The organism is Pontiella desulfatans (genome assembly GCF_900890425.1).
GTDB lineage: Bacteria > Verrucomicrobiota > Kiritimatiellia > Kiritimatiellales > Pontiellaceae > Pontiella > Pontiella desulfatans.
In genome coordinates, this window is the sequence record NZ_CAAHFG010000005.1 from 339,200 (window position 1) to 350,696 (window position 11,497).

12 protein-coding genes are annotated in these 11,497 nt (G+C 58.4%); 3 read left to right on the plus strand and 9 right to left on the minus strand.

Annotation, left to right across the window (positions count from 1 at the left end; all coding sequences use genetic code 11):
* Position 1 precedes the first annotated feature (1 nt).
* The 3 genes from E9954_RS31670 to E9954_RS31680 are packed head-to-tail and all read right to left on the minus strand — an operon-like array spanning position 2 to position 4,828.
* Entirely contained in the window at positions 2 to 1,915 is a 1,914-nt protein-coding gene (locus E9954_RS31670; RefSeq protein ID WP_136083311.1) for a HEAT repeat domain-containing protein, read from the minus strand.
* A 4-nt stretch (positions 1,916 to 1,919) separates the two neighbouring features.
* The gene (locus tag E9954_RS31675) at positions 1,920 to 2,348 is read right to left on the minus strand and encodes a YcgN family cysteine cluster protein (RefSeq protein WP_136083312.1); all 429 of its coding nucleotides are present in this window, start codon (positions 2,346 to 2,348) and stop codon (positions 1,920 to 1,922) included.
* Between the two features lie 2 nt (positions 2,349 to 2,350).
* On the minus strand, positions 2,351 to 4,828 hold the full coding sequence (locus E9954_RS31680; protein WP_136083313.1) for a response regulator: 2,478 nt from the start codon (positions 4,826 to 4,828) through the stop codon (positions 2,351 to 2,353).
* 119 nt (positions 4,829 to 4,947) lie between these two features.
* On the opposite strand from E9954_RS31680, the gene E9954_RS31685 reads away from it, so the two are divergent.
* The 3 genes from E9954_RS31685 (at position 4,948) to E9954_RS31695 (ending at position 7,929) form a co-directional block, all read left to right on the plus strand.
* Positions 4,948 to 6,192: a glycosyltransferase family 4 protein gene (locus E9954_RS31685; protein ID WP_168442737.1), complete on the plus strand. Its 1,245-nt coding sequence runs from the start codon at positions 4,948 to 4,950 to the stop codon at positions 6,190 to 6,192.
* 98 nt (positions 6,193 to 6,290) lie between these two features.
* Entirely contained in the window at positions 6,291 to 6,542 is a 252-nt protein-coding gene (locus E9954_RS31690; protein ID WP_136083315.1) for a DUF4404 family protein, read from the plus strand.
* A gap of 16 nt (positions 6,543 to 6,558) precedes the next feature.
* The gene (locus E9954_RS31695; protein WP_136083316.1) at positions 6,559 to 7,929 is read left to right on the plus strand and encodes a UDP-glucose 6-dehydrogenase; all 1,371 of its coding nucleotides are present in this window, start codon (positions 6,559 to 6,561) and stop codon (positions 7,927 to 7,929) included.
* Between the two features lie 37 nt (positions 7,930 to 7,966).
* On the opposite strand, the gene E9954_RS31700 is transcribed toward E9954_RS31695, so the two are convergent.
* The 6 genes from E9954_RS31700 to E9954_RS31725 are packed head-to-tail and all read right to left on the minus strand — an operon-like array spanning position 7,967 to position 11,440.
* Positions 7,967 to 8,182 (minus strand): RNA-binding S4 domain-containing protein, encoded by a 216-nt coding sequence (locus tag E9954_RS31700; RefSeq protein WP_136083317.1) that lies wholly within the window; start codon positions 8,180 to 8,182, stop codon positions 7,967 to 7,969.
* A 2-nt stretch (positions 8,183 to 8,184) separates the two neighbouring features.
* Entirely contained in the window at positions 8,185 to 8,484 is a 300-nt protein-coding gene (locus E9954_RS31705) for a MotA/TolQ/ExbB proton channel family protein (protein WP_136083318.1), read from the minus strand.
* 5 nt (positions 8,485 to 8,489) lie between these two features.
* Positions 8,490 to 8,750: a hypothetical protein gene (locus E9954_RS31710; RefSeq protein WP_136083319.1), complete on the minus strand. Its 261-nt coding sequence runs from the start codon at positions 8,748 to 8,750 to the stop codon at positions 8,490 to 8,492.
* A 9-nt stretch (positions 8,751 to 8,759) separates the two neighbouring features.
* Complete coding sequence (locus E9954_RS31715) at positions 8,760 to 8,987, minus strand: hypothetical protein (RefSeq protein WP_136083320.1); 228 nt, start codon at positions 8,985 to 8,987, stop codon at positions 8,760 to 8,762.
* A gap of 36 nt (positions 8,988 to 9,023) precedes the next feature.
* A complete protein-coding gene (locus E9954_RS31720) occupies positions 9,024 to 9,764 on the minus strand; it encodes a tetratricopeptide repeat protein (RefSeq protein WP_136083321.1) in 741 nt (246 codons plus the stop codon).
* Positions 9,761 to 11,440, minus strand: coding sequence for a BatD family protein (locus E9954_RS31725; RefSeq protein ID WP_168442738.1), 1,680 nt, complete (start codon positions 11,438 to 11,440; stop codon positions 9,761 to 9,763). The genes E9954_RS31720 and E9954_RS31725 overlap by 4 nt, the downstream gene beginning before the upstream one ends.
* Positions 11,441 to 11,497 lie beyond the last annotated feature (57 nt).

Below are 11,497 nucleotides of genomic sequence, written 5' to 3' on the forward strand. Positions count from 1 at the left end.
TTTAATCGTGGATCTTTAGAAAGAGATCCTTGCAACCCATATGCTTTGCAAGGCCGGTATCGAGGATACGCTCTATCAATTGAGCCGCTTTTTCCGCTTTTGTTCTCTTGGCATATTCGACGTAGGCTCTAGCGATGACTGCGGGGTATTCCACGCGCCTATCCCTGTTGTTTGTATGACCGCCCTTGCCTGAACTCGGATGGCAGAAAATTCCAATGCTTGAAATGGGAAGATTTGCTTGTTGGGCAATTTCCCTCCGCCATGTTAGCAACGGCGATGTTTTTGTGTGGTCATCATGAGACGCGTAGATGGCATCAAAAGGACTGTCCGGATCGTTTTCTGGAACAGTCATCTCCATATCAACATGAAAGGCGTGTGGGGGAGTTTCATCGGAGGGCGATGCTGAGGCTTTCGTAAAGTCGATGAAAACAATTGCGGAGGTTTTGGTTTTGTATTTCTTCCCGCTGATCACATTGGTATGCAGAATTCTATTTTGGTAGTGCTTTTCCAACTCTATTTTTTTCTTTAGGAGGTTGGGGGAGGTGAGGGCGCGACTATCGACGCCTGTCCAGTAATACAGGATTCTATCAACCATTTCATGCGCCTCTGGAGGGGAGGAGATCTCTACCAGCTGGATGGCTTTACGTAGGTAATCTTCATCTCCCCATTTGGGCTTCTTTTGCTCGATGACGGAATTGATTCTAGGCAGTAGTGCAGGAAGACTGTCGCTGGTGAGGGATTCGAAGATGATTGAAGTCTCGTGGCTGTCCAGTTCCGTGGTCATGAGAGCGTGTTCAAGTGCGTTGCGGACGTTCTCTTCGACAGGTTTGGGCAGTTGTCTTGAAAAACGGATAGCTTCTTTAATGATATAAGGATTGGGTGAGTGCAACTGAAGGGCAATTACGTCGGGCAAAGCCGCTGGTGCAATTTTTTCCAGACAGCGACATGCATCCTTAAAAAGAACCGGGTTTTTAGCCTGTTTTGCCAGCGTAGCCACAACATCTTTTGCTGCTGTATATTCATGTTCTTTTATTTGTTTAATGATGGCTCGTTGTCCGCCTATGAAATTGTTCTCTATTGGCTCTGATGTTTCAGGGATTGACGAGGTAAGCTTTTCGGTTAGCAGTTCAAGCATCCTGTGTTTGTCATCCGTTTTCATGAGTCCTGAAACTGCTTCGCTTTGTACATGGCCGTTAGGATCTTCGAGTAAATCTAAAAGCAAAACTTTAGCCTGAGGGGTGGGAATCATATCACCGAGTAGTTGAGCGGAGTATTGACGCGTCAGCGGGTGCGGATTGTTTGTGATGGACTCAAGCCCCTTGATCCAATCGCGCCCACCCCAGAGCCGGTAATAAGCAATATGATCAGGGAGGCTGTTTGTATTCGTTTCCACGATTTCTTTTTGGATCGTCAGCCGAAGGTGTTGAACGCGCTCTTCATTGGGTTTGCCCTGTTCTTGAAAGAAGACGGTATTGATTATGAATTCTTCAAACTCCGCAGTGGGATGCGCTGGAAGATTCGCGAATGCAGTCGGGCTAAGCATGCAATAATTAACGGTTCCGTCTCCGTTAAGGCGCAGTATTCCGGTAGAGGGAGTCGGAACGGTATACGCATCACGCCAGTAGTGGAGAAAAAGGTACGCCTTCTGTTTCTTCCGTTGAGCCCGGTTCTGTTGCCATTCATCGGATGCACAGTTGTTGTTGAAACGCTCTACCCTAATGCTCTCATTGAGTTGTCCTTTCAGGATTTTAAGGGGAGTTACTACCGCGTCATCAACTCCCCCTTCCGTTACTTCAAAGAGACCAATAATCTCAGCATCATGGATCATTTCCTCCCATTCCGGATCTTCCCATGAGGAGGCAAAGGCATGCAGGCTTTGCATGAGCAGGACAATGGCGAAGAGAATGTGTTTCATGGCTCTAATCCACGATGTATTTTTCGAGGCGCGCTTCGTCGGCGAGGAATTCGGGGATCAGCTTTTTGCGGGCGGAGGCGCCGTGGGCGTGGACGGATGCCGGATCGCCGGTGATGAGCGGGTGCCACTGCGGCAGGGGCTTGCCTTCGTGCCGCAGGCGGTAGGCGCAGGTTTCGGGCATCCACGCGAAGTGTTCGGGATGGTCGGCGGAGAGCACGGCGCAGTCGGGCACGAGTTCGTGGCGCTGGTCGTAGTTGGTGCAGCGGCAGGTGTTGACGTCGAGCAGGCGGCAGGCGACGCAGGTATAGTGGATCTTGCCGGTCTCCTCGACCTCCAGCTTGTGCACGCAGCATTTTGCGCAACCGTCGCAGAGCGATTCCCACTCCATCTTGTTGAGTTCGTGGAGCGTTTTGGTTTCCCAGAAAGGTTTCATGTTCAAGAGGTGTGTTTGTTGATGAGGTCGATGAGCGCCTGCCGGCTGACCGGTTTGGAAATATAGTCGTCCATGCCGCCGTCGAGGCATTTCTGCTTGTCGTCCTTCATGGCGTGGGCCGTGATGGCGATGATGGGGATTGTGCTGATGGAACCGTGCATGGCCCGGATTCTTGCGGTGGCCTCGAAGCCGTCCATGACCGGCATTTGGCAGTCCATGAGCACCACGTCGTATTCAGCCATGCGGATTTGCTGGATCGCGTCCTGCCCGTTGTCGGCCGTATCGACCTTGCACCCGGCCTTGCGCAGGATGGCGGTGGCCACCTTCTGGTTCACGAGGTTGTCCTCGACCAGCAGCACGTGGGTGTCGGGTTTGACGATCGTTTTGTTCCTGAGCCGATCCGGTTCCTTGATGCTGGCCGGATTCACCGCCTGGGGCAGGGTGAGGTTGAAGAAGAAGGTGGAGCCCTTGCCATGGGAGCTGATCAGGCCGATTTGCCCGCCCATCAGCTCAACGAGCTGCTTGCAAATGGCCAGTCCGAGGCCGGTGCCGCCATAGAGCCGCTTGGCCGATCCATCGGCCTGGGTGAATTTGTCGAAGATGGTTTTCTGCTTCTCTTTCTCGATGCCGATGCCTGTGTCGATGACCTGGAAATAGAGCTCGGCGCCCTTGGCGGTTTTCGTGTGGCATTCAATGTTGAGGGTAACGGAGCCGCCGTGGGTGAACTTCAGCGCGTTGCCGACGAGGTTGACGAGGATCTGTTCGATCAACCCTTCGTCTCCCATGACATACAGCGGGACATTGTCCTGGCAGCCGCACTTGAAATCGACGCCGCTTTGGGAGGCCTGTGGCTGGAACATGTAGAACAGGGTGTCGCACATCTCGCGCAGATCGATGACCGACTCGCGGACATCCATCTGGCCGGCCTCGACCTTGGAGATGTCCAGCACGTGGTTGATGATCTTGAGCAGGCCCGTGGTGGACTGCAGGATGGTTTCAACGCAGTTGTTTTGCTCGCTGGTGAGCGGGGTGTCGGCCATGAGCTGGGCCATGCCGACGATGCCGTTGAGCGGGGTCCGGATTTCGTGGCTCATGTTGGCGAGGAATTCGCTTTTGGCCTGGCTGGCATGCTCGGCGATCTCCCTCGCGTTCTCGGCCATGGTCTTGGCCTCTTCGGCCATTTCGCGTGCGGCGTGGATTTTTTCCTCGGCCTCTTTGCGCAGGGTGGTGTCGCGCACATGCAGCTGGAGCACCTGCCGGCCGCCGATGTTCTGGAGCGTACCGGTCATTTCGATGGGGCTGATGGTGCCGTCCGCTGCCATGCTAACGCCTTCGCATTGCTCCAGCCCGCCGTTGAACCATGTTTTCATGTTGCCATCGACCTCTGCACGGAAGGCCTCCGGCACGAGGTCGTGCACCCGCTTGGTAAGCAAGACCTCTTTCTTCATCTTGACCATCTCGCAGGCCTGCGTGTTGGCCGAGACAATATGGCCTTCGCGATCAAGCACGTAGACGGCATCGGGCGACTTCTCGAAAATCTGGCGCAGCCGTTCTTCGCTGTCGGCATACTGCCGGGTACGTTCATCGACCTTGCGCTGGAGCTTGCGGTTCCATAGCAGGGTCAACGCAAGAACCACGGCCACGATCGTGGCGGCGGCGGATGCGATGCGGAGGATGGTTTCGATCGGCAGGATGTGGCGGGCGTATTCCGACCCCAGCCATTTGGCCTGGATCTTGGTCAGGGTGCCGCTCCTGCGCGCCTGCGAAATCCCCTTGTTGAGAATCGAGAGCAAGTCACGGTTCCCGTCGGCGACCGCCATGCCGAGCTTGGCGGTGTAGATGGGGTCGCCGACGATCCGCAGGTCGCCCTTGCCGGTGGAATACATGTAGTGCTGGGTCACCAGTTCGTTGCCAACCATGGCATCGACCGTGCCCGAGGCAACCAGTTCCACGCATTCCTCGGTGCTGGGGACAAACTTGATCTGGCACCGGACGCCCCGTTGCTGCAGCACCTCCATGGCATGGCCGGAACCCATGATGGCCACCTTGAGGCCTTCGAGGTCGTAGATGTTGTAGATGCCGGTGCGGTCGTGGCGGACGAACAGCGTGACCGGGGTCAGTTTAATGTTCTGGGAAAAGTCGAATTCGTTTTCCCGCGATTCCGAGTGGAACAGGCTGCTGATGGCATCGGCTTCGCCTGAACGCACCATTTCCATGGCCTCGGCCAATGGCGCCACCTCGAAGCGCACCTTGAAGCCCATGTCGGCCGCCATCCACTGCACCAGCTCGACGTTCATGCCGCTCACCTGTTTCTTGCGGATGAATTCGAAGGGGGCGTGGCGCGGCTGCATGACGAAGACGATATCCTCTTTCCCCGCAAGATAGGCCAATTCGCGCTCGCTTAGCGGAGCCGCCAGCGCGGGCGTCAAGGCTGCCAGGAGTGCGATCAATAGCGCACGTTGTAAGATTCTCGTCATCATGTAACCGTGCTTGAAACTATAAGGTTTGGCGTGGGGGCGGTAAACAAAAACACCCGGCAATTTATAACGGAATGCCGGGCTTCCAAGTACGGGCGGATTCGCCTACGATCCCGATCGTTATGCCAAAGCTGGAAAAGGTTGCCCACGTCATGCGCAGGTTCGTCCCGGGGAAATGGGGCGGCACGGAGAGCGTTGTCTACAGCCTGTCGCGCAAGTTGGCCGAGCGTTGCATCGACAGCCCCGTTTTCTGCACCGACATGTTTTCCGAATCCGGCACGCAGGAGTTCGAAGGGGTCCGGGTGCATCGGTTCGCCCATGTGTTCCCTTGGCTGGGCCTCTCGGCCGCGGTCCGGGCCCAGCTGCGGTTGAAGGGCGGCAGTCCGCTTTCGCTTCCGCTCTTCTTCGGCCTGCTGCGGGAAAAAAACATTTCGGTCATCCACGCCCATGTGCAGCACCGGCTCGGCGGAATGGCCCGCACGGTGGCGAGACTCAAGGGCATTCCCTATGTCGTCAGCCTGCACGGCGGGCACTTCACCCTGCCGCAGGAGCAGGTCGACAAAATGACCGAGCCGTTCCGGGGAAAACTGGAATGGGGCAAGGCTTTTGGAGCGCTGTTCGGTTCGCGCCGCGTGCTGCGCGATGCCGACGCCATCATCTGCGTCGGCAAAAGCGAGTGCGAAGCCGTGCGGGAACGTTTTCCGGGAAAGCCCGTTTTCTACATTCCCAACGGGGTGGACGTGGAGCGCTTCGCCCGGGCGGACGGCGCCCTTTTCCGGGCGGCCTTCGGTTTTGCGCCCTCGGAAAAAATCGTGCTGTGCGTTTCGCGCATCGACTACCAGAAAAACCAGCTGGGCCTGGTGCGGGCCTTCGCCGGATTTTCCAGGAGCCATCCCGCCCACCGGCTGGTGCTCGTTGGTGCGGTGACGGTCGAGGCCTATCGCCAGGAGATCGATCGCGAGGTCGAACGCCTGGGGCTTTCTGAAAAGGTTCTCGTTATCGAGGGGTTTCCGCCGGACGATCCGCGGCTGCCCAGCGCGTACCAGGCGGCGGAGCTGTTTGTGCTGCCCTCCCTGCACGAGCCGTTCGGCATTGTGGTGCTCGAGGCCTGGGCGGCGGGGCTGCCCGTGGTGGCCAGCCGCGTCGGCGGGATCCCCGGCTTTGCGACGGATCGGGAAAACATCCTGTTGGCCGAGGCCGGCAACGGGGAGGAGCTGGCCGCCCGCATGGCCGCGCTGGCCGACGATGCCGACCTGCGCTCCGACCTCGCTGGCCGGGCGGCGGCCGAAGTGGGGGCCCGCTACGATTGGGCAAGGATTGCCGATGCCTACCAGCGCGTTTATGTGGATCTAGTGAACAAAGGATGAGCTGGATGTTAGCATAAATTAATCCATTATAACTGGAGCCGGGCAGGTGGATTCTCCATATTTGCCCGCTCGAATCTCAAGTAACCGAAGGGGGCGCCATGCCGCATAAGGAAGTCAAGCAGTCGATCGGCGAGCTGAAAAGCGAGCTACGGAAAACAGAGCAGGAAACCGGGGCTTTCGAGGAAGTGCTGCGCCATGCGCAGGAGGGCCTTGAACGCTATACCCCCGAAGCCGTTCAAGAGTTGGCGCAAACATTGCGTAAGGAAGCCGAGGAATTCGAGGTCGAGCATCCGCGCATCACCGCGCTGATCAACAACATCATGACCTCGTTGAGCAATTTGGGAATCTAAAGAAGGAGAAAGAGGAATGACGAAAATTTGCTGTATTGGCGCCGGCTATGTCGGCGGCCCCACCATGGCGATGATCGCCAAGCAATGCCCCGACGTGCAGGTGAACGTCGTCGACATCAATGAAAACCGCATCGCCGCCTGGCAGACCGACGAGTTGCCGATCTACGAGCCCGGGCTGCTGGAGGTGGTTCAGGAGGCGCGCGGCCGCAACCTCTTTTTCTCGACCGATGTCGACCAGGGCATCCGCGACGCCGACATTGTTTTCGTGAGTGTCAACACGCCGACGAAAACCTTCGGCGAAGGCGCGGGCTGCGCGTCCGACCTGCAATATTGGGAACTCTGCGCGCGCCGCATCAAGGAGGTGTCCACCTCCGACAAGATCATTGTTGAAAAGTCCACCTTGCCCGTCCGCACGGCCGAGGCCATGGAGCGCGTGCTGCACGCCGGCGACAACCCGGTGCATTTCGAAGTGCTTTCCAATCCCGAATTCCTGGCCGAAGGCACCGCCATCGACGACCTGCACAATCCCGATCGTGTGCTGATCGGCGGGCATGAGACCGAAACCGGACGGAAGGCGATACAGACGCTGGTGGAGATCTACGCCACCTGGATTCCGCGCGAACGCATCCTCACCACCAACCTGTGGTCGTCCGAACTCTCGAAGCTGACCGCCAACGCCTTCCTGGCCCAGCGCGTCAGCTCGATCAACGCCATCTCCGCCCTGTGCGAAGCCACCGAGGCCGATGTTGCCGAAGTGGCCCACGCCATCGGAACCGACAGCCGCATCGGCCCCAAGTTCCTCAAGGCTTCCATTGGCTTCGGAGGGTCGTGCTTCAAAAAGGATATCCTCAACCTCGTCTACCTGTGCGAAACCTACGGCCTGAAAGAGCCGGCCGAATACTGGCGCCAGGTGGTCGTGATGAACGAATACCAGGAAAAGCGTTTTGTCACCACCATGCTCCACAGCATGTTCAACACGATCGCCAACAAGCGCATCGCCGTCCTCGGCTTCGCCTTCAAGGCCGATACCGGCGACACGCGCGAAAGCCCGGCCATCAAGGTCTGCCGCGAGCTGGCCGCCGAGCACGCCACCATTGTGGTCTCCGATCCGGAGGCCATGGAAAACGCCAAGCTCGAAATGCCCGAGCTGGCCGACCGGATCGGGTTCGAGGAAGATCCCTATAAAGCGGCCGAAGGCGCTCACGCCGTTGCCGTGCTGACCGATTGGAAGCTCTACAAGGAACTCGATTTCCGGCGCATCTACGACGGCATGCAGAAACCGGCCTTCCTGTTCGATGGCCGCAACATGCTCGACCACGACGCGCTGTTCGAAATGGGCTTCGAGGTCTATTCAATCGGCAAGGGCTACAAGACCCACCTGAAGTAGGGAAACGTTTTGGAGTGCGGCACTTCGGTGCCGCTTTTTAGCTCTCCGCGGTTTTTACCGAAATCGTTTCGCCGGCAAAGCCGACGCTCATCCCGGCGCGGATCTTGCGCCGTTTGCGGGTTTCAAGCTCGCCATCGACGGTCACGAGGCCTTGCGCCACCACTTCCTTGCCTTCGCCGCCGGACATGACGAGGTTGGCGGCCTTGAGCAGTTTGCACAGTTCGATGTATTCTCCGGTCAGTGGAAAGTCCATGGCTAGTTTTCCTCTCTCTTCTGCTGTTTGATCATGCCCCGGATTCCGATGACGAGCAGGATGACGCCGATCGGGAGCAGCAGGATTCCGATGGCGGTGGACGTGAGTGCAAAGCCCATTTCCTCCGCCAAGGCTTCCGGTTTTTCCACGCCTTGTCCGCCGATGGTTTGGAATGCGGAAACCATGGCGATGATGGTGCAGAGAATGCCCAGCACCGGGCCAAACGAGAGGATGGAGCCGAGAACGACCAGAACGGCTGGGGTCTTCTTCGGTCGCGTGGGTCCGGTGCTCCGGGTGGTCATGCCGGTTAGCTTCCTTCAGCTTCTTTTCGGAGTTTCTTTATGAGTTCGATGCGCTTGTAGGGCTGGCGTCCGCGATGGTAGAGGATGTCGATTTTTTCTTCGATGACATCCCAGTCCTCGGGGGTTGGGGGCGTGTCGTAGTCCCAGGCCTCTTCGTCGGAACGCTTGGTTTGCCACTTCATCAGGGTTTTGCCCATGAAGGTGATCCGGATCTTGCGCTTCACGCCATCCCCGAGCTTTTCCGTCCATTCGATATCGGCTTTCACGGGCGGCCTCTATTTCGGGTAGAACCATCGTCCGGCCGTGCCGGCAATGATGCATACGCCGGCAATCACAATGCCGATCAGCGGGAAAATCATCCGCTGCTGGCGCATGGTGACGTCGATCTCGGCCTGGCTGCCGAGAAAAAAGTAGAGGGCTCCGGATACGGCCAGCGAGATGATCGCGACCCACCAAAGCATGGCTTTCGGTTGGAACGGGCTTTTCTTTGCGGGTTTCTTCATAGGTAAGTCGCAATGTATGGTTGATGCGGGGGCTTATCAAGGAGAAACCCGGCTTATATATTCAGTCTTTAACCACCCTCGTTTGCCGTCGTATTCCAATTCGATCCACCCTTTCGGGTCGCTTCCATGCTGCCGTGCGAGCGCGCCGAGCGGCAGCTTGTAGTGCGCGGTGCTTCCCTCGACCGGGCCATACAGCGCCGTTGCCTCGCTTTTGACCACCACCCATTCCGGATGGATGGCCAGCTGGCGCCACTGCCACCACCCGCCGGCCGCCACAACCATCAGCGCAAGTGGGACAAGGCAGGCCTTCAGGGTCGGGCGCCGGGCGCCGGGCGCAACCAGGGCCGCCATGAGCAGGACGGCCAGCAGCAGATAGCCACTCGTGGCGGCAATGATCCATTCGCTGTGGGACAGCGTTTCGAAGACGCGCTCCACGAAGCCGGGCGCGGGATCGATGGCCCCGGCGGCATTCAATGCAAAGTGAAGGTTGGCCCGGATGTCGGGATCGCGCGGTGCCTCGTACCACGCCTTGCGGTAATGCCAAACGGCCTGGGGCAGGTCGCCATCCTTGAAGTTGGCGTTGGCGAGGTTGTAGTGCACCTCGGCATTGGCAATCCCGTTGTTGATCAAGTCTTCGTAGAGCAGGGCGGCCTCGGCGTAGCGCGCGTCGTCGTAGGCGGCCTGCGCCATCAGGAACTTTTCCGATGAACTCGTTTGCGCCGCGGTTGTTGAAAGGGCCGGAAGCGCGAGCAGCAGGATGAGGGGGAGGAATCTCATATCTTCATCCTTTCGCATTTTTTCAGGGTGGTCGAAAGCCGGTTCAGCAGCGCCTTCATTTCGTCCTGGGGATCGGTTTCGGGTTGGATGCCGTAGCGGCGCTGCTCGATGGTGCTGAAGAGCGATGCAATGGCGTCCTTTTCATCCGGCACGCGCGCCAGCACGGCCTGCAGGGTAACATCGCCCGGCGGGAGGTTCAGCCGATGCCCGAAATAGTCGGCCAAGGCATTCCACATGGCTTCATGGAACGCGGCGCCGTCCTGTTTCCGCAGGGCCTGTTCCGCCAGTTGGACATGTTTCCGCGCGGCCTTGGGGGCCTTCTGCCTCCGGGCCAGGGCAACATTGTTTTGCAGCGTGTTGCGGCGCGCCGTGGTGCCGGCCACGGCCAGGAGCAGCAGGGCGGGCAACGCCAGCAAAACCTTGAATAGGGTGGAGGCATGCCAAGCGGTTTCGTTGCTGCCGTTCCATTTCTTGGGCAGGGGCTTGAGGTAGACGATGTCCCGGCCCAGAATCTTGGTTTCCTGTTGGATGGTGCTGGGCATCGACGCGATCACTTGCGCGGCCTGTTGCGCGACGGCCTGGACCGAAACCGGGAACGGTCCCTGCTTAAGGGTGCGGAAGTCGGTGGTTTTCGTGTTGAAGTACGAGAACGAAACCGGCGGAATATTGGTGACGCTTCCGGACTTGGGAATCACCACCTGCTCAAAGCGAATCTCGTTCGGGTTCTTCGATTCAACGGTTCGGGCGTCGTAGAGCTTGAAGTCGTGGCTGTCGGCGATGGTCGGCGGGGTGATTTGGGAAAGGTTGCCCTCGCCGGCAATGCGCATGCGGATGGTAATCGGTTCGCCGGCCTTGACCTCGGTCGGCCCCACTTGGACATCGAAATCAAAAACACCGACGCCCCCCGTGAAGCTTTCCGGCCGCCCCACCGTGGGGACGGGGCGCACCCCGATGTCGAGCTTGTTGCAGTCGAGCACCACCGGGCGCGTCTCCTGCCGTCCGAACATATCGCCGAAGAACGGGTCGTCGAACCCCCACGAGCGGCGCTGCTGGCGGGGGATCACCACGTTGAGTTGAACTTCCGGCTGGAATGCGAACGTGCCGGCGGTCAAGGTTTTGGCGGTCGTCACCAGGGTGTAGACATTGAAGATGGAACCCTTGATTTCCTTGCGTTCGCGCCCGGCGATGTTCCACTGGAGCTCCCCATCCATCCCGGTTTCCGGCATGCCGCCGCGAATGCTGAAGTTGCCGTCGATCTGGATGCCGTCGCGAATGTGGACCTTGAGTTCCAGACCGAATGGCTCGTGCACGTGCGGCGCTTCGCGGTTGGATGATATTTCGGAAAACATCAGCTCGGAGAGTTCCTGGGCTTCCTGGTCGTCGGCCTTCTTGATGACCCTCAGCCGGCCGGTCAGTTCCTTTTCGCCGCCCTTGTATTGGGCGATGACGGGGCCAATCGGAAAGTCGCCGGTCTTGGACGGCGTGATGAGATAGCTGTGGATTACCTTCGACGAGCTGCGCATGTTCACGATGCGCGTTTCCGAGCTTTGCCCTTGGTATTGGATCTTCAGTCCATCGACTTCCGGAAAATCAACCGCGCTGCCCTTGCAGTCGATAAACTCGATCTTCAAGACCGCCCGGTCCAGCAAACTGATCAACTGCGGCTGGATGCTCATCTGAACGTCCGCCGCAAGGGCGGTTCCCGCACTAGCGAATATCGAATACAGAACAAG